The sequence below is a fragment of the Iamia sp. SCSIO 61187 genome (assembly GCF_019443745.1).
Lineage (GTDB): Bacteria > Actinomycetota > Acidimicrobiia > Acidimicrobiales > Iamiaceae > Iamia.
On record NZ_CP050948.1, the window covers coordinates 4,158,627 to 4,180,339 of the forward strand.

Below are 21,713 nucleotides of genomic sequence, written 5' to 3' on the forward strand. Positions count from 1 at the left end.
CCGAAGAGGAGGGGCATCTGCCACCTCCGGCCGACGGGTCAGCTCCGTTGGAGGATGTGCACGACGCAGACGGAACCGGCGCCCGCCATGTGACACAGGCCGGTGCGGGCCCCGTCGACCTGACGGGGGCCCGCCTGGCCCCGAAGCTGCACCACGGTCTCGTGCACCTGAGCTAGACCGGTGGGCCCGCCGGGGTGACCCCGCGCCGTGAGCCCGCCATCGGTGCTGAACGGGATCCTCCCACCGAGGGAGGTCTCGCCGGCAAGCACCAGCTGGTCGCCCTCGCCGTCGCAGCAGATGCCGAGCAGCTCGTAGTACACCAGTTCCTCGACGGGGAAGGCATCGTGGACCTGGACCAGGTCGAGCTCTGCCGGCCCCACCCCTGCCTGCTCGTACGCCGCGCCCGCGGTGTCGCGGGTCATCTGCGACGGACCGATCACGGCCCCGAGGAACACGTGACCGTCGGTGTAGGTCTCGGACCGTTGCTGGGACGCGAGGACCTTGATCTTCGGCCCGCCTAGCCGGCGGGCCACCGCCTCGCTGGCGACGATGGCCGCGGCAGCACCGCCACCGGCTGCACAGGCCATCTTCGAGGTGTGCGGGTACGAGATCATCGTGGAGGCCAGGACCTCCTCGACGGTCATCTCGTGATCGGCCCGGCGCTGGGCCATCGGGTTCTGGCGGGCGTGGTTCCAGTTCTTCGCCGCGATCGCCGCGTAGGTCTCGACCGTCGTGCCGGCGTCGTGCATGCGCCGGGTCGCCCACATCGCGAAGAACGCCGCGGGCAACATGACGTCCTCGGCGCCGAGGCCCTTCTTGCGGCCGCGCCCGAGACCGCCCATCCGGTTCATGTCGTCGAAGCCGAGGGCCATGGCGACATCCACCCGTCCACCGGCAACGGCGTGGACAGCTTCCCCGAACGCGCAGGAACCGGTCGCCGATGCGTTCTCGACGTGGGTCACGGGGATCCCGGTGAGGCCGAAGTCCTTGGCGATGTGGACACCGGCCGTGATGGCACCGCCGATGTAGCCGTTGTACAGCGCGCCGACCTCGGGAAAGTCGAGACCAGAGTCCTCGAGGGCGGCAATGCCGGCGACGTAGGCCATGTCGGAGACGGGGACGCCCTCGTTGTTAAAGGGGTGCATCCCCACGCCGACCACGTAGACGTCGCGGTTGAACGAGCCGGTCATCGGATCACCTCGAAGCGGAACGTGGCGAGCTCGTTGCCGTCGGCGTCGTCTCCCACGGGGAACAGCGTGAGGCCCATCTGGTCGCCGATCGACCAGTCCTCCGGGGATCCCACCAGGGGGGCCTGCACACGGACCCCTTCGGGAAGGTCCACCTGACCGACGGCGTAGCCACCCTGGTCCCCGAAGGAGATCTTGCCCATGCGCGGCACGTGCAGAAAGGTCCAGGCGTACAGGATGCCCACCGGACCGAGGTCGACGTCGCGGACCGGGCTGCGGGTCACCGGGCAGCGCTTGCGGCGCGGCCAGAAGTAGAGAGCAGACTCCGGGGCGTGGGATCCGAGCAGCCGGGGTCGGTCCTCGCCCTCGAGCGGAAGGCGGAAGAGGTGCGGATCGGTCGGGATCAACCGGCCATCTCCTCGTCCTCGACGAGGTCGTCCATGAACTCGACGACCGCGTCCGTGAAGGCGTCGTTGCGGTCGCCGACGACCATGTGACCGGCGTCGGCGATGTCGACGAAGCGTGCGTGCGGGCACTGCTGGCGGAAGATCTCGACGCCCTGGAGGCTCAACATGTCCGACATGCGGCCGCGCACGAGCAGGGTGGGCACCCGTACGGACCGAGCGGCGTCGCCCAGCGCGCCGGGGTCACGGCGCTCGTCGCGGCTCTTGCCCGACAGGAACGCTGGATCCCAGTGCCAACGCCAGCGACCGTCCTCCCCTCGCCGCAAGTTCTTCTTGAGCCCCTCGAGGCTGCTCGGTCGGGGGCGGTTGGGCCGGTACGTCTCGATGGCGTCGGCTGCGTCATCGAGGGATGCGAAGCCCTCGGGGGCCGCCGACATGAACGAGACGATGCGATCCACGCCCTGCTCCTCCATCTGAGTGGCGATATCGACCAGGACCAGCGCTCGCATGCGTCCGGGTCGCAGCGAACCCTCGCTGACGAGTCCGACGATGCCACCCATCGACGCCCCCACGAGCACGGGCGCGCGGCCGATCTCGGCGCACACCGCGTCGAGGTCCTCGACCATGGCTTCGATCGTGTAGTCACCGTCGGGCGACCACCCGGAGTCCCCGTGACCCCGCAGGTCGAGGGTCCACGCCTCGTACCCGCGAACGGCGAGATGCTCGGCTGTCCCTCCCCAGCTGTGGCGAGTCTGGCCACCTCCGTGGAGCAGGAGCACGGGCGGTCGTTCGGTCCATGAGCCGTAGCGATCGGCCACCAGCTCGAGTCCCGACGCAGTTGCGATGCGGTGCGGCGCGGGAGCAGAAGTAGCGTTCATCGGCGGGGTCCCGTCCTTCAAACGGCAGGTCTGGGTCGACGTGGTCTCGGGCTGCGGCCCCTCCACGCGGGACCAACGTAGGACATGAGATCCCTCGTGTCAGATGTACGCGCTTTCGTCCGATGCCTCAGGTGCGGCAGAGTGTCTCGATGGACGAGGACCGGACAGGGACCCCCGGGACCGATGCCCACGCCGACCTGCCCGCACGGGTCGGCGCGGCGGCAGCCATGAACCGTCTCAGCCACGCGCTCGTCAGCCATCGCGCCAGCCCCGCCGTCCTTCGACGGATCGCCGTGGCCGCCGACGAGCTTGCGCAGGACATCGAGCGCGAGCCCCGCCGCTCCCGGTCCGGTGAGATCTCGGAGAGCCCGCGCTTCGTGCAAGCGATCCTGGAGGCTCGGCCGCTCGGCGACGTCGTGGAGGACGGGGCATTCATCGACATGTTCAGCGACTCGCCGGTCTCTGGGTCCGCCAACCCCCTCGCGATGGGGCTCAAGATCCGCCGGGAGGCCGATGAGGCCGTCGGGATCGTGACGCTGCGGCCTGGGTGGGAGGGCGCGCCCGGGCGCGGCCACGGAGGCGTCGTGGCCGCGTGCGTCGACGAGACGATCGGCGGGCTGCTCCCACTCATCGGAGAGATGGCCTTCACCGGTGAGCTGTCCCTCCGCTACGAGGCGCCGTGCCCCGTCGGTCAACCGCTCGAGTTCCGGGCTAGACTCGACCGGCGTGATGGTAGGAAGCTGAGCATCAACTGCGTCGGTACCGCCCAAGGTGCTGTCTTCGTGCGGGCCACCTCGTTGTTCATCACCGTCGACCTCGACCGGTTCCACCAGTACTGAGCCGCCATCGTCTCAGCGTGCGAGTCACCTCTCCGCGGACGCGCAACCCCTCGGCCCGCTCACCTCATCGGTGGATCCAGGTTCAGTCGGCGAGGATGGCGCCGGCACAGTAGGTCCGCACGAATGCCCGCTCCTTGGCCTGGGAGCGAGCCTTGGGACCGCTGACGGAGAGCATCGACAAGATGATGCGCAACACGTACTCGGCGGCGTCCTCGGCCTCCACGCCGGGACGCAGGCGGTCGTCGACCCCGGCGGCCGTGAATATTGGTCTGAGGAAGTCGGTGGCGAGCTCGAACAGCGCGGTCGACGCTCCCGCGATCGCCGTCGTCTGTCCGGCGACCTCGGGCGCGAACAGCAGTGCCAGGTTGTCGTTCTTCCGCACCGAGGCCACCGTGTAGAGCACACCTTCCACGATGGCGTCGGTGAGGTCGGGCTCACGCTGGACGCGCCGTCTGAGCGAGTCGAGGAAGGCGCGCGCTTCTCGCAGGACGACGGCGAGGATGATCTCGTCCCGCCCTCCGTCGAAGTAGCGGTACACGGTCGCGCGAGACACGCCTGCCGTGTTGGCGATGTCGTCCAGGGTCGTCTTGTTCACGCCGAAGCGAGAGAAGCACGCTTCGGCGGCGTCGATCAGCCGGTTCCGGGCCTCGTCGATCGAGGCGGGTGCGTCGCTGCGCCAAGAGGTGATCGCTGATCGGGCCATCTCACGAGTGTACGGCAGCGGCGGCCCGACCATTGTGAGACGCCGGCTAGCCTCTGTTTCATGTCCGGCTTCCTTGAGCGATTCGACCAGTCCATCGCCGATGCCATGCTGAAGGCGAGCGACGCCGCCGGAGGTCTCCCGGAGTACCTCGGCATCGAGCACGTCCGTTTCGAGCCTGGCCGGCTGTTCTGCACCGCGACGATCGACCCGTCGCTGCTCACTCCGTTCGGCAACGCCCATGGTGGCGTGACCGCAGCGATCGTTGACCACGTGACAGGCGTCGTCGTCTACCCGCTCATGGAGCGGGGCCAGTGGGCGGCGACGACCGAGATCAAGGTGAACTACATCGCACCGCTGAAGGCCGAGTCGGTCGACGCCGAGGCGACCGTGGTGGCCCTGACCCGCCGCTCCGCCGTGGTCCGCTGCGAGCTGTACCGCCAGGACGAGGCGAGGCGCGTGTTGGCCGCGGCCCAGGCGACGCTGACCATCGTGGACCCCCGCTGAGGCGGACCGCGGCGATCAGGCGGGTTCCCAGCCGCTTCCCACCTCTGGCCCGGAGGTGGCCCCCGTGGACCTGCATGAGACATGGGATCACGGACGTGTTGCAGCGGTGGGACGTCGCGGGCAGACTGCGCCGCAATGCCACGTCCCCTCTCCCCCGACCTCGTCGGACTCGAGCTCGCTCCGGCTGCTGCGACCCGGAACGAGACCGATGTCATCTTGTACGCCCTCGGTGTCGGGGGCCGTCCGACCCATGGCGTCGTCCGCGCCGAAGTGCCGGTCCACCCGCTCGTCCCCGGCCGTCTCACGTTGGCGGGCTCTCGGTCCCGACCGGGTCACCAGCGGCCGTGAAGCTCGATCTCATGACCGGGGGGCTGCCCCTCCGGTCCGTCCAGGAGCTGGCCCGCCATGCTCGCGACGCGGGATTCGCCGGCCTGGTCATCACCGAGGGCGGGCGCACCGCCTACCTGTCCTGCGCCGCGGCCGCCCTCGCCGCCGACATCGACATCCTCACCGGCGTCGCCGTGGCCTTCCCCCGCAGCCCCATGGTCACTGCCCAGGTCGCGTGGGAGCTGGCCGACGCCAGCGACGGTCGGTTCCGGCTCGGCCTCGGCACGCAGGTCCGTGCCCACATCGAACGCCGCTACGGCAGCGCCTTCGACCCACCCGGTCCCCGCATGCGCGACTACCTCCTCGCCGTTCGAGCCTGCTTCGACGCTTTCCGCACCGGCGCCCCCCTCGACCACCACGGCCCCCACTACGACCTCTCGCTGCTGCCCGCCATGTGGTCACCCGGGCCCATCGACGCCCCCGACCCGCCGATCGACCTCGCCGCGGTCAACCCGTGGATGCTCCGGGTCGCCGGCCACCACGCCGACGGCGTCCACATCCACCCCCTCAACACCCCCACCTACCTGGCCGAGACGGTCGTTCCCGAGCTCGCCGCCGGAGCCGCGCAGGCCGGGCGCGAGCCGGGCGACCTCGAGATCATCGTCCCCGCCTTCGTCGTCGTCGGCAACGCCGACTCCGACCGCGCTCGATGGCGAGAGCTCGCCCGCATGCAGGTCGCCTTCTACGGATCCACCCCGAACTACGCGTTCATCTTCGAACAGCTCGGCCACCCGGGCACCACCCCCGCGCTCCGCGAACGTCAGAAGGCCGGCGACCTCGCCGGCATGGCCGCCGTCATCACCGACGACATCCTCGGCCACTTCACCGTCGAGGGCACCTGGGCCACGATCGCGGATGCCATCACCGACCGCTACTCCGGCATCGCCACCCGCGTCGTGAGCTACTTCGGGGCCATCGCGTGGACCGAAGATCCCCAGGAGCTCCGACGGTGGGGCGACGTCACCGGAGCCCTCGCCTCGGCCTGAGTTCGGCAGCAAGATGACCTGATGGGTCTTAGAAACCCCACCCTCGCGACCGGCTCGGACCCTCGAGATCTCCCGAGGTTCCCGCCCCGCTCCCGACGGAGGGTGGATGGCGTACGGGCGTTCGATCCGTCTCTGCGGTCCGGGCGCAGGATCTCTTCTTCGGCGGCTGGGTTCTTGGTAGACGTTGTTCACCAGGCGCGCCTCGGGTGCCCCCCCGGAAGCGTGCCCTCGGCCATCAACTCGGCCGAGTCGTCGGAGCACACCCGGTCGACCGTCAGCGCCGGCAACCGCCGTCGGTCAGTGCACGGGCCAGCCGAGCCGGCACCCTGGCAGCCATGGCTTCGCCACGTCTCGCCCCTACCAAAGCGGTGCGCTTGCCGTGTCCATCGTGACGCCAGCCTCGCCGCCTCGAGATCCGTTGACCGGCCACACTGGCGGGATGGCAGACCCGATCAAGCGGCTCGACGCCGCCGTGGCGCGTCTCGCCGCCGAGACGACCGGGCGACAGCGCACCGGCACGACCCACGGCGACTGCGATGACGTGGTGGGCACCGTTGCGACCGACGATGCCATCGGGTTCGACCCCCGCCCTCTGCTGCGCGCTCTCGACGAGGCCGGCGCGGTGGTTGTCGTGATGGGTCAGATCGCCGGGATCCTTCACGGAAGCACCGAACTAACCGGCGATCTCGACCTCCTGTGGGACGGACGGGCCGAGCAACGGGCGGCTCTCGCCATGGCCTTTGCCGCCGTCGACGCGTCGCTGGTGGACGACGACGACAAGCCGGTTGCGTGCGACGAAGCCGCCTTCGCCCTGGCCAAGGTGCAGTTCGCCACCGACTGCGCCAGTGGCGACTGCTGCACGCCAGCCCTGCCCTGGGGCGAGCTCGACGTGGCGACCTTCGCCCAGCGGGCCCGCGTCGTCACGACACCCGAGGGGTGGTGCGTGCGCTACCTGCGTCGCAACGACCTGATCACCATGCGGCGAGCTGTCGGCCGCCCCAAGGACCTGCGACGCGCGGCCGAGATGGAAGCGCTCCCTCCCGCTTGACCTCGCTGTCGGATCATGGGCGCGCCTGCTGTTCGTGTGGGGAATGCAGACGGCCTGAAGGCGCAGCTCGAACGGCTCCTCCCGGGCACCTGAGCCTGGCAAGGCCAGTGCTGACGTGAGGCCAACGAGGGCCTGCGGGGCTGGAGCCTCGCTCAGCCAGCCTCGGTCCTGCGGAACCGTGGTGGCCTGACGCGCTGAGGGTTCTGGGGGTGGTGGCGTCGGACCGGGATCGGGTTGCCGTCCTCGTCGAAGAGGCCTGAGGGGCGGACCCGTCGGCGTTCGAGCCGGCCGGCGAGCTGTTGGGTGCGGCCGTGGAGGCGGGTCCAGCCGTCGTGGCTGCTGCCGTTCTGGGTGCGCATGGCTGCCTCGCAGACGGCCAGGGCGGCACGTAGGTCGGTGGTACGGCCGGCGGCTGCGAGCTGGCCGGCGTAGGCGTCGGCGACGTCGGGGTGCCGGCACCCGAGGCTCCAGGCGGCCCGGACGACCTGGTCGGCGTGCTCGGGTAGGCCGATCGCCCGCCAGTGCCCGACGCAGGCCCACAGGGCCGCATCTGCGACCGGGGTGAGCCCGTCGGCGGTCCAGGTGGTGAACACGCCGACCATCGCCCGCTTGCCGGTGACCCCGAGGAACCCCTTCGCCGTCTGGGCGGGGTCGGAGAGGGCGGCAGGGCCGATCGTGTCAGCCCACGTGTCGAGCGGGCACGGCTCGCGGCCCCGGCAGGTCGGGCACCGGTCGCTGTCCCCGCAGCGGCCCAACGGGGCCAGGAGGGGGAGCCAGTGGTGGGCCCAGGCGATGAACGCCCGGCGGTCAGCGAGCCGCCCGGACGGCATGGGCGGCAGGTCCGGCAAGAGCGGGAGCAGAGCGCCGAGGACCGTGGCGGCCCCGGGTGTGTCGCCGGCGGTGCAGCGGTCGGCGAGGACGGCTTCGAGCTCGGCGATGAGCACGGGTGCTGGCGGTCTGGCGTTGGCGACCCGGTCGTCGAGGTTGCGGCAACGGAGGGTGGCGCACTCGCCGACCGCGGTGCGCCACTCGGCCAGCATGTTCGGCCCGGCCCGGGCCGACAGGATCACGGCGTGGCCGGCGACGTGCTCCGGTGGGAGCACCTTGGAGCGGACCCGTCGGAGCAGCTGGGAGGCGGTGACGGCCTTGACGGTGAGGGTCGTCGTGGTCCCGGAGACCGCTGTGAGCAGGGCGGTGAAGTCCCGTTCGCCGTGGCGGGCGGCGGTGTTGAGGAGCTCGACGGCTGCCTCGGCGCAGACGAGCGCATCGGCGAGGGCGTCGTGGGGTCGGTCGTTGGTCAGCCCGAGTGCGTCGGCGAGGGCGGCGAGGCTGCCGCCGGTGGGCTTGACGCCGACCGTCTGGGCGAGCCGGCCGCCGGTGTCGAGGATCGGGAGCTCGGGGAGCTGCTGGCCGATGCGCTGGTACTCGGCCCGCAGGACCCCGGCGTCGAAGCCGACGTTGTGGGCGACGAACACGAGCTGCTCGTCGTCGGCGGCGGTGAGCGCACCCCGCAGGTTGTCGGCGATCGCAGCGAAGCTCGGTTCGCCGTGAAGGTGCTCCTCGGTCAGACGGTGGAACTGGGCGGAGCCGGCGTCGACGGCCATGTCGGGGTCGACGAGGGTCTGCCACTTCCCTCGGACGAGGCCGGCCCGGGCGGTCACGACGCCGACGGACACGACCCGCAGCTCGTTGCCGTCGGTGACGGTCTCGACGTCGACGACGGCCAGGCGGACCCCGGCCCACAAGGCGGCCACCGCAGCTGCGTCGCTGCTGGCCGCGTTGGCCCGGAGCAGGGCTGCGACCTCCTCGGGGTGGTCGAAGGCGCCGTGGTGGGCGGCAACGGTCAGGTCGAACAGGAGGTTCGTGCGCTCGAGGTTGGCGAACGCTGTGCGGCGCATCGCCATCAGGGGCTTCACGTGCTTGGCGATCAGGGTCTCGAGGCCGCCGGTCGACACGGGCACGAGCGGGTACCGGTTGAGGTCGTCGATCACCGCTGCGAAGCGGGCCTCGTTGTTGCGGCGCTGCGTGCCGATCTTGTCGAGCGGCAGCTTCCGGGCGACGACGGCGGCTTCGAGCTCGTCCCACCACGCCGACCAGGAGGCGGCGTCGGTGAGGGCCGCAGAGCCGTGGTGGAGCTTGCGCATGTGCTCGGCGATCGGCGGGATCAACTGGGGGCCGTGGCCGATGACAGCCTTGGCGCCGGCGGTGCCGGCGAGGGCGAGCTCGATGCGCTGGCCGAGGTGCCACATCGACGGGATGAACTTCGTGCGGGCCGGATCGAAGTGCCTCTCGACCGCAGCGATGATCCCGGTCCCGGCGTCGGCGACGACGAAGTCCGGGGCGTAGCCGAGCTCGTCGAACAGGAGCCGCCACGCCGGCGTGTTCGACTTCGCCATGGCCCGCACCAGGCGCAGCCGCGCCGCCGGCCCCACGGGGCCCCAGGCCGTCTCGGCCAGGGCGAGGGCGTAGAAGCCGGCGTCCCGCCGCTTGGTCTTCTGGCCGATCTCGGCGCCGTAGACCGGTACGTCGTCGACGAGGACGACCTGCGGCTGCTCGAGGACCTCCCCGTTCGCCCACTGCTCGTCGAGCCGGGCCCGCTCGACGCAGGCGGCGTCCCGGAGCCGGGCGTCGATCGGGTCGTAGATGACCGGCGAGAACGCCTCCACCCAGTCGGCCCCGATGTGCCAGGCGTTCCGGGCCGCCTTCGCTGCGGCGCTCGTCTTCCTCGGCGTCGGCGTCGGGGCGATCGGGGCGAACGGATCCTCCTCAGGCTCCGGTCCGGCGCTCGAGGAGGTCTGGGTCCGGGAGGTGCCCGTGACCCGGTGGGCCCACCGGCCCGTCTCGGCGTAGGACATGCCGCCCGCCATGAGCTCGAGGCCCCGGACGACGACCCGGGTCGACCAGGTGTGCCGTCGGGCCACCGCGGTGTCGCCCCGGTGGACCCCACGAACCTCCTCGCACGCCTCGCACTGCTCGGCCCCTTCGTGCACGTGGTCCCGGGGGAGCACCGGCGTGAACACGTGGAACTTGGTGCCGTCGGCCGGGGTGCAGCGGTACCGCTGGCGCCGCTTCGCCGTCGAGGTGGCGTAGGTCCCCGCCCGCACGACCTTCGACCCCGGGTGGGCCGGACACGCCGGCGGCGGCGTCCAGCGCGCTGCGAGCACCGCCTGGTCGGCGACGACGGTGACCGTGAACCGGTGCGGGGCTCCTACCGCCGGCGTGCACTGGTAGCGGCGCTGCTGGCCCTTGGCGCTCTGGCGGGTCCCTCTCGCCACGACATGGCTCTCCGGGTGCTCAAGGCACCTCGCTACCTCGACGAACCGACGGCGGCCCGAGCCTGTTCCGCCCAAGGGGGCTTATTCTAAGACCCACCTGGGACATCTTGCTGCCGAACTCACCTCGGCCTGAGGGCGGGGCGGGCGCCGCCGAGCGGGGTCCCGCGCAGCACCCCCCACGGCCGTCCCAGCCCTCATTCCAGGTCGTCCGAGATCTGCGTCAGGAAGCACGTCCCGCCGAACTCCTCCTTCTGCGGGCTGCTGAAGTAGTCGGTCGCCGGCGTCCTGCTGGCCGTCTGGGTCTCCTCGTCGAACTCCCAGGGCCCGATCCACACCTGCTCCGAGCCCGTCTTGCAGTCCGGGGCCATGGAGATGATCGGAGGGGTGACCCCGACCTCGAAGTCCTCGACCCCTTGGATCCACTCGTTGAGGCCGTCTCTGGTGATCTGATCCCCCTGCTCCTCGAGGGCGGCGACCAACAGCTTCGCGCCGGCCCAGTAGCCCAACATGGCCGGCGACTCGAGGTGTCCCGGAACGGCCAGCTCAGGGGCAACGGCCCTGACCGCCTCGATGTACTCCTCGTGGGCGGAAGTCAGCTCCCGGGGTGCACCGGTGGTCGGCTGGTCTCCGTTGGACCCACCCCAGACGCCGTCGATCGATGGACCGGCGATCGTCGCGATCTCGGGGACGCTGGCCGGCCAACCGCCCCAGCCGATGTCCGGCTTCCACCCCTGGCGCTCGGCGGCCTGCACGCACAAGAAGAAGGCCGCCGACTGGAAGTCCCACCAGTCGACGTCGAGCTCTCGCACCTTCGCCAGGAGGCTGTCACAGCTGCCGGACTCGAGGGAGTATGGGTCCGTCGTGACCACCTCGGCGCCCGCGTTCTCCCACGACTCCTCGATGAAGGGCACGTAGGAGCTGATGTCGATGAAGGTGTTGTCGTACATCACGGCCACCTTCATGTCTTCCTCGAGGATGCCCTGGTCATCGAGCCCGGCGATGGTCTCCTGGGTCCACAGGAGGGCGTTGCCGACGACCGGGTAGATGGTCGGGTAGCGAGATGAGAAGGCCTTCGGTGAGACACCGAACACCAGGGTCGGGATCTCCCTCTCGGTCAGGTAGTCGATAGCACCATCGGCGAAGCCGGTGATGAGAGCGATCACCTCGTCCTGTTCCACCAACCGTCTGAAGTTGGCAAGGAGCTGCGAGGCATCGGCCCGGTCGTCGTAGGTGATGAGCTCGAGCTGGCGACCGTTCACGCCTCCGGCCTCGTTGATCATCTCGAAGTAGGCCCGGATGGCCCCGACGACCTCGTCACCGAGGAAGCCGGTCGGTCCCGAGAGAGTGATGCTGGCCCCGAGACGGATCGTGGTGTCGGTGACCCCCGGGTCCGAAGGTCCCTCGGCGCCGGGCCCGTCCGTCGAACCCCCGCCCGCGGCCTGGGGGGGGTCGGACACGTTGCGGGCGCCACAGGCCGACATCACCAGCACGGCGACGACGAGAACCGCACGCAACGGATGGGTCTTCTTCATCGGTCAGCTCCTTCGGGGGTGGACAGGTACGCATCGACGAGCTCTCGTGATGCGGCGATCTCTTCGGCCGGGCCCGACAGCACGCTCGTGCCGTTCTCGATGACCACGCAACGGTCGGCGGCGGCGAGGGCCACATCGGCGTACTGCTCGACGACGACGATGGTCAGCCCCGAGGTCATCAGGCGCTGAAGCACCTCGTAGATCGCCTCGACCATGATGGGAGCCAGTCCCAGCGACGGTTCGTCGATGAGCAGGAGGCTCGGGTCCGCCAGCAGGCCCCGCGCCACCGCGACCATCTGCTGCTCGCCGCCGGAGAGGGTGCCGGCACGCTGGTCGAGGCGCTCGCGCACCCGTGGGAGCGACTCGGTCACTCGCTCGATCTCGTCGGCGAGCACGCGGCGCCGCAGGCGTCGGTGGTACCCGCCCATGGCCAGGTTCTCCTGGACGGTGAGATCCGCGAAGAGGTGGCGACCCTCGGGCACCAGGATCAGTCCGAGCCGGACCCGACGCTCGGGGCCCAGACCGGTGACGTCACGGCCGGCCAGCTGCACGGTCCCGCCCTGGCTGGCGACGGTGCCCGCCAACGTGCGCAGGCTCGTCGTCTTCCCGGCGCCGTTGCGGCCGAGGATGGCCACCATCTCGCCGCGTCCGACACGCAGGTCGAGGTCGCGCACCACCTGGACCTCACCGAAGCCGGCGCGAAGCCCCTCCACCAGGAGCAGGTCGTCCACGGTGTCGACCGCGCCGGGCGGGTCGGTGATGGCGTCCCGGGGTGTGTCGGCCGGCACGCCCGTCATGCCAAGGTCCCTGCACCGAGGTACGCGGCGGCAACCTGTGGGTCGGCCAGGACTGCGTCGGTGGGGCCGCTGGTCAGCACCCGACCGAGGTCGAGCACCGTCGTCTCCTGGGCCAACGACCGCACCACCGACATGTCGTGCTCGACCAGCAGCACCGTCACGCCGAGCTCGGAGCACGCTCGGCGCACGATGTCGGCCAGCGTGGCCGTCTCACCGGCTCCCATGCCGGCCGAAGGCTCGTCGAGCAGCATGAGACGAGGACCGAGGGCAAGGGCTCGGGCCAGCTCCACGCGCCGCCGATCGCCATAGGGCAGCTCCCCGGCGGGACGGTGCGCGACGCCGGCCAGCCCCACGAAGCCGAGGGCGGCCCGGGCCAGCTCGCGGATCTCCCGGTCTTCGCGTCGCGCTCGGCGCGTCTGGAGCAACGCGCCCGGCAGGCCTGTGCACCGGAACCGGCCGAGGCCGACCGCGACGTTGTCGAGCGCGCTGAGGTCGGCCACCAGCGACAGGTTCTGGAACGTCCGGCCCAATCCCAGGCGGGCCCGCCGCCGGGTTCCCAGGGCCGTCAGGTCGGTCCCGTCGAGGAGGACCTGGCCGCTGGTGGGGCGCACCGTGCCGGCGATGACGTTGAACAGCGTGGTCTTGCCGGCTCCGTTGGGCCCGACCAGCGCGGCGACGTGGCCGGCGGCGACGGCGAGTGACACCCCGTCGTTGGCGACCAGGCCCCCGAAGCGCACGGTGACATCACGCACGGCGAGGAGCGGCGCCCCGGCCGTGGACTCCGAGGCAGGGGCGGTCACCTGGGACCCACGCTCCCAGCCGGTGCGTCGAGATCCTTGCCCAACGGGACCTCCGACGGCGGGGGACCGGATGGCTCGGCCGTCGGGCCGGACTCCAGCCAGCCCAGGAGAGCGTCGAAGCGGGCCTGGAGGTGGCGGACCTCGGCTCGGTCCTTCTCGTGCTCGGTCCTGATCAGCAGCGCGGCCCCGCAGAGGACCAGGCTGAGGCCGGGTGCGGTACCTGAGGCGAGGTAGGGGAGCTGGCGTCCGGGATCGGTGGAGTCGGACGCTCCCCAGTAGCCCACGAAGAGCAGGGCGGCGCCGATCGCGACCAGCGCCCAGGGCAACGAGCCACGCCGCCGGGGACGGGGCGCGACATCGTCCTTGTCTCGCACCTCACCGCGAGAGAGAGGATGATCCTGAAGGGTGTCGCTGGTCATGGGAGCCTCTCTGGGCGCACGGGGCGTCGGTGCGCGGCGAACGCCGCGACGGCCGCAGGGGTTGGGGGGGTGATACGAGCCAGACGGGCGCGCGCGATCCTTCCGGCTTCGACTCGTCGGTCGTCTCGCACCTCCGCCGCCCCCCCGAGGTGGAACATCGACGCCAGTCCGGCGGGCCGGACCGCCACCAACAAGATCACGGCGGCACCGGCGACGATGTCCGGCACGGCGCTGGCGCTGCTCCCGGCGCGCACCTGGAGGAGCTGGGGCACCAGCCCGAAGGCCAACGCGGCCAGGATGGGCCCGCCGAGGGAGCGGAGGCCGCCGACGACGGTGTAGACGAGCAGCGACAGAGAGAGCAGCAGCGAGAAGTCGCGGGGGTTGATCCCGGACACCAGCACGGCGTAGAGGCCGCCGCCGAGCGTCGCCGTGAACGACGCCAGGAGGAAGGCGCCCATGCGGGTCCGACCGGCGCTCGCGCCGAAGCTGGTCACGGTGTCGGGGTCGTCGCGGGCGGCGAGCAGGAGGCTCCCGTGGGTCGATCGACGGACGTTGCCGGCCACGCCGAAGAGCACGAGGGCGACGCCCAGCATCACGAAGTAGACGGCGATGTCGCTGGAGAGGTCGATGCCGAGGAGGTCACCCCGGGGGAGGGAGCCGGGCAGCTCGCGCCATTCGAAGAGCCAGGCGGCGGCGGCGCCCGAGAAGACGAGGGAGGCCACCGCGAACTGCAGGCCACCCAACCTCAGCGCCGGGAGACCGGCGATGGCGCCCATGGCGGTGCCCGCCAAGGCGGACACCAGCAAGGCGGCGGCGAGCCCGAAGCCCCGATCGTCGACGAGGTAGGCGGTGCCGAACGCGCCGATGCCGACGTACGCGCCCTGCATGAGGCTCACCTGCCCGCCCCAGCCGGTGATGATGACGATGCTGAGCACCTCGATGGCGAAGAAGACGGCCCGACCTCCGACGAAGGCCCAGTACGACGAGTTGGCCGGGACGGCGACGGCGATGACCGCACCCGCGGCGGCGATCGGGGCGGCAGCAGTGTGCCACCAGGAGACGAGGCCCGCCGGCACGGTGAGGCGCCCGGGGGGACGGGCGACGGGCTCGGGTCGGGCGCCGACCACCCACCGTCGTCGCAAGACGAGGATGGCCACGACGAACGCCATCGTCGCCAGCTCGGGCCCCCCGGGTGTCGACGATCGCGTGACCGTCACGCTCTCCAGCACGCCGACGGAGAGCCCCCCGACGAAGGCGAGCCCGATCGATCCGAGCCCGCCCAGCAGCGCGCCAGCGAGGGACTTGGCCAGCAGGAGCGGGAAGGTGCCGACGCTGAGGAGCTGCAGCGGGGCAACGAGCACTCCCGCCGTGGATGCGAGAAACGCAGCCAACCCCCAGTTGAACTGAGCGATCCGGACCGGTGCGACGCCACAGAGACGGGCGGCCTCGCTGTCGGTGGCGGTGGCGCGCACCGCCGTCCCGAAGCGGGTCCGGTAGAGGAACACCGCCAAGGCGGCGGCGCTGACCGCCGCCGTGACGAGGACGGCCACCTGTTGGTAGCCGAACCTGGCATCTCCGATGCCCACGGTCTCGTCCGCCAGGAGCAGCGGGGCGGACCGCGGTTCGAAGCCGTATCGCCACAACAGGGCCGACGTCGTCAGAGTGAGGACCGCGAGCGTGGCGATGAGACGGGTGGCGGGCGGGGCGCCTCGTACCGGGCGGATGGCCAACCGTTCGACCACCAGACCGTAGGCGGTGGAGACGACGATGGCCGCCAGCGCGGCCAGTGGCTTGGGCCATCCCGTCTCCCCCACCTCGCCGGCGAGGTCGACGTAGACGAAGGCGCCCACCGCGGCGAACGACGCGTGGGCGAACGAGAGCACGCCCGTCGAGCGGAACATCAGCGTGATGCTCACGGCGATCAGGGAGTACGCGCCGCCCGTGAACAGTCCGATCGCGATTGGCTCAAGTTCGAACATCGCACGTCCAGGTCGTGGGGTCTCCAGGCGAGAAGACGCACAAGATAGAGTCAATCTCATGTCTCGTGCAATGCCGATCGTGACGTCGGGCACTCTCGGTGAGCGACGCTTCGCCGCGCGTCATAGAGCTCGTCACAGCCGAACGGTCAGAGGATCTGATTGGGCGTCCCCAGGCATTGACCCCGAGGTACATCTCACACTTCTGCTCCAGACCGATCGCCTTCAGCAGGTCGACGGCGTTCCCGTGGGACTCGTACCCCTTGGCCTCCTTGAAGTTGTCCCAGTCGCCAAGGCCTCGACGACCATGTGAGCGGCCTCGTCGAAGCGCGGGCGGGACTCGTCCATCGGTATGCCGAAGCCCTCGTACTCACGGAGGGCCAGCCGCCGCCCTTACTCCGAACCGCACCCGGCCTCCAGCGAGGTGGTCGAGCAGCGCGATTCGCTCGGCCACTCGGAGAGGGTCGTGAGAGCGCAGGATCGCTCGAACCCACTCCTCGTCTGGCCCGAATCGACAAGCGACGGCACATGTCCCACGCAGATGCGAGAGAGGCGATGCCTCGAGCCGCCGCCATGCCTCGACCAACCGGTGCGTCGGTCATCCGGCCTGACCGTACCGGGACCCGTCATCGAGGAGGCGCCGGACCTCGCCGACAGCGCCCGCGATGGTGGACCGGTCGGCGCTCTGGGCGAGGAGGTTGAAGGTGCGGCAGCCCGCCTCGACGTAGGGGCGGAGAGCGCCGGCCACCTCCGCAGGTGTGCCGGAAGGGACGTAGCGGGCGAAGGTCGAGAACGGGACGCCGTAGATGCCCTCCATCGCCCGGGCCACGACGCGTTCGCCCTCGGCCCGGTCCTGGCCGAACCCACACCACACGGTCATCCCGTGGTGCCAGTCGCTCCTCGCTCGGCCCGCTGCGTCGGCTTCGTCGGCCACCTGGTCCACGGCGGCGGCGAACCGCTCCGGAGAGACCCAGATGCCGAGCCAGCCGTCCCCGAGCCGCCCGGCCCGCCGCACCGCCGCCGACGAGCGTCCACCGACGACGATCGGGATCGGCTCGGCCGGGCAGGGGAGCACCTTCGTCCCCTCGACGGTGAAGAAGTCCCCACGATGGGTCACGGCCTCTCCACCGAGGAGACCTCGAAGCACGGTCATCGAGTCGTCCATCCGCCGGCCGCGGGTAGCGGGGTCCACTCCACACGACGCCACCTCGTTGCGGTCCTCGCCGCCGATGCCGACTCCGAAGACCAAATCGGCCCGGGGCCAGGGATGCGAGGGTCGAGAGCTGGCGCGCCACCACGACTGGGTGGCGCAGCACCAGCAGGTAGACGCTGATGTGGATCGGCAGGGCCGGGACGAGCATCGCCAGAGCCGTGGCGTGGACGAGACCATCGATCCCGAAGCCACCGAAGAAGCTGACGTGGTCACCGACGACGAGATGGTCGACGCCGGCCTCAGCGAGTTGGTCCAACTCGTCGCGCATCGTCTCGTCTCCGGCTCCGAAGGAGAGGGGTGGGATCGTCCCGACCTTGACCGAACCCACGCTCAGCTCCGTCCCGCCGGGGCCTGGGCATCTGAGGCGCCCGGCCGCGCCCAGACGAGGGCGAAGTCGTCGCCACGGCGCTCGACCCGGAGCCCGACGGCGATGGCGCAGGGGTCGAGCTCGGTTGCGGCGACGACCCGCAGGCCCTCCTCGAGCTCAACTACCGACGCGGCGAAGGCGATCGACTCTGCCCACCCCGGGTGGAGGCTTCGATCGCTCACGGCGAGGCTGATGACCCGGCCCTCGCCTGATACGGCCTCGAAACGTGCGTCGTCCGAGGCACCATCGGAGCAGAAGCGTCGGGGCGGCTGGCGCCAGAGGCCACACGCCCGGCCGCGCTTCAGAGGGCGGCAGTGGGCGACGCCCCCTCCCATCAGGACCGACGCCGAGTAGGCTACGTCGGGCACGCCGAGGTGGGCCGCCAGCACCTCGGTGCTGACGAACCCCGGTGGGGGGACGATGCCATCTGTCGGCCCGGCCGAAGCCCTGCGTCGCCGATCGCCTCCACGACGGCATCGAGGATCAGGTCGCACACGTGGCGGTCGGTGCTGCGCACGTAGTCCGTCTCGCCGACACCGACGATGGCGGTGGTACCCGAGAATCCCACGGGTCTCCCTTCCCGGTCGCCCGGACGTCGGGCTTGGTCGTGTCGTGGGCCGAGCGACAAGATACACGACATGTCGAACGCAGCGCGCCAGGTCGGCTCGGCCCCGACGCCTGTGGACGTCACCGGCGATCTGCACCTCTTCGACCGGGGCGATGGTCCCGGGGTCGTCTTCACCCACGGCTTCGCCGACGATTCCACCACCTTCGACGCCCTCATCGCCGAGGTCGGCCAAGTGCACAGGGTGGTGACGTGGGATCTGCCCGGCCACGGCCACTCACCCCTGGGGAGACACCGATCGACGCGCGCCACCGGGCTGGCCGGACTCGGACGTGCGATCGACGCCGCAGGCCAGCGGCCGGTGACCCTGATCGGCCACAGCCTCGGGGGCTACCTCTCGTTGTGCCGGGCGGCGCTCGCGCCGGGCGGGGTGGCGGGGCTCGTGCTCATCGCCACCGGTCCCGGGTTCCGGGACCCCGACAAGCGCGCGGCGTGGAACGAACGCATCAGCGCCTACGCGGCCAAGCGGGGCGTGGCCCCTCAGGCAGTGGGTCTGGCCGAGCAGCCCGACGGGCTGGTCATCGAGCGGCTGGCTTCGATCACGGCGCCGACCCTCGTCGTCGTCGGTCGCGAGGATCGTGCGTACCACCGGGGTGCTGAGCTCATGGCGAGAGTCATGCCCGATGCCACCTTGCTTGTCGTCGCCGGTGCCGGCCACTTCCCCCACCGGACGCACACCCCGGAGGTCGCGCAAGCCGTCGGCGTGCTGCTCGATCAGGTGCGAAGCTCGACATGACCGGCCCGGGCTCGTCACGTGGCACGACAGCATGAGGACCTGCCGCTCCCTCGGCTGCGAACGGCTACAGCGGTAGAAGACCAAGAGGTCAGCGCGCAACGACTCGGGGAAACCGAGGATCTTCGTGAGATCCGGGTCCCGCAGGCGTCCGAACTCGCAGCCAAGCTTCGTTGGCTCGGCGCGACCGCACACGTCCGGCGCATCGGCGGCATCGGCCAGCCAGCCCGCAGCGCCGAGGTGGTCCGGGTGGCCGCGGGTCACCATGACAGCGTGGACGTCGGTGATCGTGATGCCCGCCTCGGCGAGCAACGCCTCCGCCTGGGCAGTGCTGTCGTGCCACGTCATCCCCGGGGTCGACCACGGCTGGGGTCGGCCCGAGCAGCAGGTAGCAGTTGACGGTGCCGACTGGGAACGGGGTCGGCAGCTCGGCGCTGCGCGATGATCGCCCGGTGGCCACCGAGTACGGCCGTTACGCGGGGCTGGCGAGCACCTCGGCGGCCCGGTCCGGTGCTTGCCCGTGGGTCACGGTTGCGGTGTACCGCCGGGCGGTCTTGGCGAGCTGGGTTGCGGTTGCGATGTCGACGTGATGACCCACCAGGCCACGGCCGAGCTTCCTGCATCGCCGCCGCGAGGTCGGCTCGGGCGGCGAGCTTGTTCGGCGGTTTCGTCGAGGTTCATGGACCGGGCTCCCAAGCGGGCCGGTCTGGGCCGTCGTCGAGCGGGGGGGTCGAAGTCTTCGTGGCGTCGGTGCCCTCGATCGCGAGATCGGGTAGGACACGGTCGAGCCAGCCCGGGATCCACCAGTTGGCGTCGCCGAGGACGCTCATCGTGGCCGGCACGAGCAGCAGTCGGATGATGGTGGCGTCGAGCAGGACAGCGACGGCGAGACCCACCCCGAACATCTTGATCTCGGTGCTGTCCCCGGCGACGAAGCTCGCGAACACGGCGAACATGATGGCCGCTGCGGCGGTGATGACGCGGGCGCTAGCCGACAGGCCGTGCACGATCGCCTTCGTGTTGTCGCCATCGGCCAGCCATGCTTCTCGAACGCGCGAGAGTATGAAGACCTCGTAGTCCATCGAGAGGCCGAAGAGCACTGCGAACAGGGCCATCGGCAGAAACGAGATGATGGGCACGGTTTGCTCGAGCCCGATGAGGTCCTTCGCCCACCCCCACTGGAACACGGCGACGATCACGCCGTAGGAGGCGGCGATGCCCAAGAGGTTCATCGCCGCGGCTTTGGCCGCGACGACCGGGGCTCTGAACACGGCCGTGAGCAGCACGAAGCTGAGTAGAACGACGGCCGCGATGAAGAGGGGGAGCCGATCGTTGAGACGTCCGGAGATGTCGATGTAGAAGGCGGTCGCGCCGGTTACCTCGATCTGTGCCCCTGCCTGCTCTTCGAGGGCGGTCTGGCCTCGGATGGTCCGCACCAGATCGGCGGTGGCCTCGTCCTCGGGGCCGCTGGAGGGGATGACCTGCACGATGGCGCTGGTGCCGTCGTCGTTGGGAAGCGGGGGCGTGACCTGCTGGACCTCAGGAAGTCGCCCCAGTCGTTCGCTTACTGTCCCGGCTGCGCCGGGTTCGGCGTCGGTGAGGTCGATGACGACGAGCAGCGGTGCGTTGGCGCCGACTCCGAAACCCCTGGTGAGCAGGTCGAAGGCGACACGAGGGGGTGACCCCTCCGGCCGATTGCGGGCGTCGGGCCACCCGGTGTGCAGGCTGAACGCAGGTATGGCCAGCACAAGGAGGAAGGGAAGGCCGACGGCGAGCGCCGCCCATGGTCGAGCGGTGACGGCCCGTGCCCATCTCGCACTCCACGCAGTCGTGGAGTCGGGGTCGATCTCGGCCCGGACCTTCACGAAGGGGGTGCGGAGCCGGTCGATGTTGGTGCCGACGAGGCCGAGCGTGGCCGGCAGGAGGGTGATCGCTACCAGCACGGCGACGGCGACGGTGATCGCAACTGACACGCCCATGCTGGCGATGAGCGGGATGCCGACCAGGGTGAGGCCGAGCATCGAGATCATGACCGTAACCCCGGCGAAGACGACCGAGCGGCCGGCGGAGTGGATGGCCATGCCGACCGAATGGCAGGGATCGTGGCCGTGGGCGAGGTGCTGTCGATGGCGGGTGACGACGAACAGCGCGTAATCGATGCCGACGGCGAGCCCGATCATCGATGCCATCACAGGGGCGACCGAAATGACGTCCATGCCGTTGGCGAGGAGCCCGATGAGCAACACCCCGACGACGACCCCGATGATCGCGCCAAGGAGGGGCGCGAGCATGGCGATCACGGAACCGAACGCAATGAGCAGCGTTGCGATCGCAACGACTAGCCCGATGATCTCCGACGTCCGAGCTTGTTCCGGGTCGGTCCGTTCGACGACCTGGCCGCCGTAGCCGACCTCGATGCCTGCGGCTCGTGCGGGGGCGGCGGTCTCGAACAGCGCTTCGACCTGGTCCTTGGGCACCGAACGGGCGCCGACGTCGTAGACGATCTGGGCGTAGGCGACGGTGCCGTCAGGGGACTGAAGTACTGGTGCGGCAGGCCCGAACGGGTCGATGACCTGGCGGACGTGGTCTAGGGCTTCGACCTGTGAGAGGGTCTCGGCGATGGCGGCCTGGTTGGCGGCGTCGGTGACCTGTCCGTTCGTGGTGGCGAACACGGCGATGGCCCGTCCCCCAGCCTGAGCGGGGAAGCGCTGCTCGAGCTGGTCGAGTGCCTGCTGGGAGGGGGTGCCGGGCACCTCGATGTTGTCCGTGGTGGGCTTCCCGAACGCAATTGACAGAGCGGCGATCACGGCGACGCCAGCCAGCCATGCAGTGATCACGCGCCAGGGGTGGGTGGCGGCAAACCGGCCGAGCCGGTACAGCGAGCTCATGCCGCTACTCGAGCGATCCATCAGGCTGAGGTCATAGCGCGCGTGACGTCGGTCGACCGCTGACGATCACCCTCGAGGATCTCGAACGCCGTCTCGTCCGCTTCGTCCACACCGAGGGTTTCAACAACAGTTTTAGACGACACGTCCAGGAT

18 protein-coding genes and 2 pseudogenes are annotated in these 21,713 nt (G+C 70.5%); 5 read left to right on the top strand and 15 right to left on the bottom strand.

All coding sequences use genetic code 11. From position 1 onward, the window contains the following. Positions 1-38: 38 nt before the first annotated feature. From HC251_RS20015 to HC251_RS20025, 3 genes are read right to left on the bottom strand one after another with little or no spacing between them, the layout of a single operon-like run. The gene (locus HC251_RS20015; protein ID WP_219942368.1) at positions 39-1,190 is read right to left on the bottom strand and encodes a thiolase family protein; all 1,152 of its coding nucleotides are present in this window, start codon (positions 1,188-1,190) and stop codon (positions 39-41) included. Continuing rightward, on the bottom strand, positions 1,187-1,594 hold the full coding sequence (locus tag HC251_RS20020) for a Zn-ribbon domain-containing OB-fold protein (protein WP_219942369.1): 408 nt from the start codon (positions 1,592-1,594) through the stop codon (positions 1,187-1,189). Before HC251_RS20020 ends, HC251_RS20015 begins: the two co-directional genes overlap by 4 nt. Next, positions 1,591-2,469: an alpha/beta fold hydrolase gene (locus tag HC251_RS20025; protein ID WP_219945754.1), complete on the bottom strand. Its 879-nt coding sequence runs from the start codon at positions 2,467-2,469 to the stop codon at positions 1,591-1,593. The genes HC251_RS20020 and HC251_RS20025 overlap by 4 nt, the downstream gene beginning before the upstream one ends. A 149-nt stretch (positions 2,470-2,618) precedes the next feature. On the opposite strand from HC251_RS20025, the gene HC251_RS20030 reads away from it, so the two are divergent. Then, on the top strand, positions 2,619-3,308 hold the full coding sequence (locus HC251_RS20030; protein WP_219942370.1) for a PaaI family thioesterase: 690 nt from the start codon (positions 2,619-2,621) through the stop codon (positions 3,306-3,308). A gap of 82 nt (positions 3,309-3,390) precedes the next feature. Here the strand turns inward: HC251_RS20030 and HC251_RS20035 are convergent, their stop codons facing one another. Then, on the bottom strand, positions 3,391-4,011 hold the full coding sequence (locus tag HC251_RS20035) for a TetR/AcrR family transcriptional regulator (RefSeq protein ID WP_219942371.1): 621 nt from the start codon (positions 4,009-4,011) through the stop codon (positions 3,391-3,393). 60 nt (positions 4,012-4,071) lie between these two features. Between HC251_RS20035 and HC251_RS20040 the strand changes: the two genes are divergently transcribed. The 3 genes from HC251_RS20040 to HC251_RS20050 all read left to right on the top strand — a co-directional run bounded on the left by HC251_RS20040 (position 4,072) and on the right by HC251_RS20050 (position 6,936). Beyond that, positions 4,072-4,515: a PaaI family thioesterase gene (locus HC251_RS20040; protein WP_219942372.1), complete on the top strand. Its 444-nt coding sequence runs from the start codon at positions 4,072-4,074 to the stop codon at positions 4,513-4,515. 344 nt (positions 4,516-4,859) lie between these two features. Then, entirely contained in the window at positions 4,860-5,888 is a 1,029-nt protein-coding gene (locus HC251_RS20045; protein WP_219942373.1) for a TIGR03617 family F420-dependent LLM class oxidoreductase, read from the top strand. A 379-nt stretch (positions 5,889-6,267) separates the two neighbouring features. Next, positions 6,268-6,936: a hypothetical protein gene (locus tag HC251_RS20050; RefSeq protein WP_219942374.1), complete on the top strand. Its 669-nt coding sequence runs from the start codon at positions 6,268-6,270 to the stop codon at positions 6,934-6,936. 152 nt (positions 6,937-7,088) lie between these two features. On the opposite strand, the gene HC251_RS20055 is transcribed toward HC251_RS20050, so the two are convergent. The 9 genes and pseudogenes from HC251_RS20055 to HC251_RS25805 all read right to left on the bottom strand — a co-directional run bounded on the left by HC251_RS20055 (position 7,089) and on the right by HC251_RS25805 (position 17,650). After that, positions 7,089-10,211 (bottom strand): 3'-5' exonuclease, encoded by a 3,123-nt coding sequence (locus HC251_RS20055; RefSeq protein WP_219942375.1) that lies wholly within the window; start codon positions 10,209-10,211, stop codon positions 7,089-7,091. A 194-nt stretch (positions 10,212-10,405) separates the two neighbouring features. Further along, entirely contained in the window at positions 10,406-11,743 is a 1,338-nt protein-coding gene (locus tag HC251_RS20060; RefSeq protein WP_219942376.1) for an ABC transporter substrate-binding protein, read from the bottom strand. Continuing rightward, positions 11,740-12,540 (bottom strand): ABC transporter ATP-binding protein, encoded by an 801-nt coding sequence (locus tag HC251_RS20065; RefSeq protein WP_219942377.1) that lies wholly within the window; start codon positions 12,538-12,540, stop codon positions 11,740-11,742. Before HC251_RS20065 ends, HC251_RS20060 begins: the two co-directional genes overlap by 4 nt. Next, complete coding sequence (locus tag HC251_RS20070; RefSeq protein WP_219942378.1) at positions 12,537-13,340, bottom strand: ABC transporter ATP-binding protein; 804 nt, start codon at positions 13,338-13,340, stop codon at positions 12,537-12,539. The genes HC251_RS20065 and HC251_RS20070 overlap by 4 nt, the downstream gene beginning before the upstream one ends. Beyond that, positions 13,337-13,666, bottom strand: a complete 330-nt coding sequence (locus HC251_RS20075) for a hypothetical protein (RefSeq protein WP_219942379.1) — start codon at positions 13,664-13,666, stop codon at positions 13,337-13,339. Before HC251_RS20075 ends, HC251_RS20070 begins: the two co-directional genes overlap by 4 nt. Before the next feature lie 89 nt (positions 13,667-13,755). Then, positions 13,756-15,738, bottom strand: a complete 1,983-nt coding sequence (locus HC251_RS20080; RefSeq protein WP_219942380.1) for an ABC transporter permease — start codon at positions 15,736-15,738, stop codon at positions 13,756-13,758. Between the two features lie 595 nt (positions 15,739-16,333). Further along, a complete protein-coding gene (locus tag HC251_RS20085) occupies positions 16,334-17,125 on the bottom strand; it encodes an LLM class flavin-dependent oxidoreductase (RefSeq protein ID WP_255566757.1) in 792 nt (263 codons plus the stop codon). Continuing rightward, positions 17,037-17,216, bottom strand: a pseudogene (locus tag HC251_RS26420) (LLM class flavin-dependent oxidoreductase); the annotation flags it as partial. The gene HC251_RS20085 and the pseudogene HC251_RS26420, both read right to left, overlap by 89 nt. Positions 17,217-17,278: 62 nt before the next feature. After that, positions 17,279-17,650: a Zn-ribbon domain-containing OB-fold protein gene (locus HC251_RS25805; protein WP_255566758.1), complete on the bottom strand. Its 372-nt coding sequence runs from the start codon at positions 17,648-17,650 to the stop codon at positions 17,279-17,281. Positions 17,651-17,995: 345 nt separating this feature from the next. Here HC251_RS25805 and HC251_RS20100 point away from each other — a divergent pair, with 345 nt between their 5' ends. Continuing rightward, a complete protein-coding gene (locus HC251_RS20100) occupies positions 17,996-18,676 on the top strand; it encodes an alpha/beta fold hydrolase (protein WP_219942383.1) in 681 nt (226 codons plus the stop codon). Between the two features lie 189 nt (positions 18,677-18,865). Here the strand turns inward: HC251_RS20100 and HC251_RS26425 are convergent. Beyond that, positions 18,866-19,021 (bottom strand): annotated as a pseudogene (locus tag HC251_RS26425) (MBL fold metallo-hydrolase); the annotation flags it as partial. Positions 19,022-19,350: 329 nt separating this feature from the next. After that, positions 19,351-21,561: an MMPL family transporter gene (locus HC251_RS20110; protein ID WP_219942384.1), complete on the bottom strand. Its 2,211-nt coding sequence runs from the start codon at positions 21,559-21,561 to the stop codon at positions 19,351-19,353. Positions 21,562-21,713: the final 152 nt, after the last annotated feature.

Bases quoted from the DNA above. Each gene is read 5' to 3' on its own strand.
- HC251_RS20035 (WP_219942371.1), bottom strand. From the start codon at position 4,011: ATGGCCCGATCAGCGATCACCTCTTGGCGCAGCGACGCACCCGCCTCG.
- HC251_RS20040 (WP_219942372.1), top strand. From the start codon at position 4,072: ATGTCCGGCTTCCTTGAGCGATTCGACCAGTCCATCGCCGATGCCATG.
- HC251_RS20030 (WP_219942370.1), top strand. From the start codon at position 2,619: ATGGACGAGGACCGGACAGGGACCCCCGGGACCGATGCCCACGCCGAC.
- HC251_RS20080 (WP_219942380.1), bottom strand. From the start codon at position 15,738: ATGTTCGAACTTGAGCCAATCGCGATCGGACTGTTCACGGGCGGCGCG.
- HC251_RS20065 (WP_219942377.1), bottom strand. From the start codon at position 12,540: ATGACGGGCGTGCCGGCCGACACACCCCGGGACGCCATCACCGACCCG.
- HC251_RS20025 (WP_219945754.1), bottom strand. From the start codon at position 2,469: ATGAACGCTACTTCTGCTCCCGCGCCGCACCGCATCGCAACTGCGTCG.
- HC251_RS20015 (WP_219942368.1), bottom strand. From the start codon at position 1,190: ATGACCGGCTCGTTCAACCGCGACGTCTACGTGGTCGGCGTGGGGATG.
- HC251_RS20085 (WP_255566757.1), bottom strand. From the start codon at position 17,125: ATGGTCTCGTCCACGCCACGGCTCTGGCGATGCTCGTCCCGGCCCTGC.
- HC251_RS20060 (WP_219942376.1), bottom strand. From the start codon at position 11,743: ATGAAGAAGACCCATCCGTTGCGTGCGGTTCTCGTCGTCGCCGTGCTG.
- HC251_RS20110 (WP_219942384.1), bottom strand. From the start codon at position 21,561: ATGAGCTCGCTGTACCGGCTCGGCCGGTTTGCCGCCACCCACCCCTGG.
- HC251_RS25805 (WP_255566758.1), bottom strand. From the start codon at position 17,650: ATGGGAGGGGGCGTCGCCCACTGCCGCCCTCTGAAGCGCGGCCGGGCG.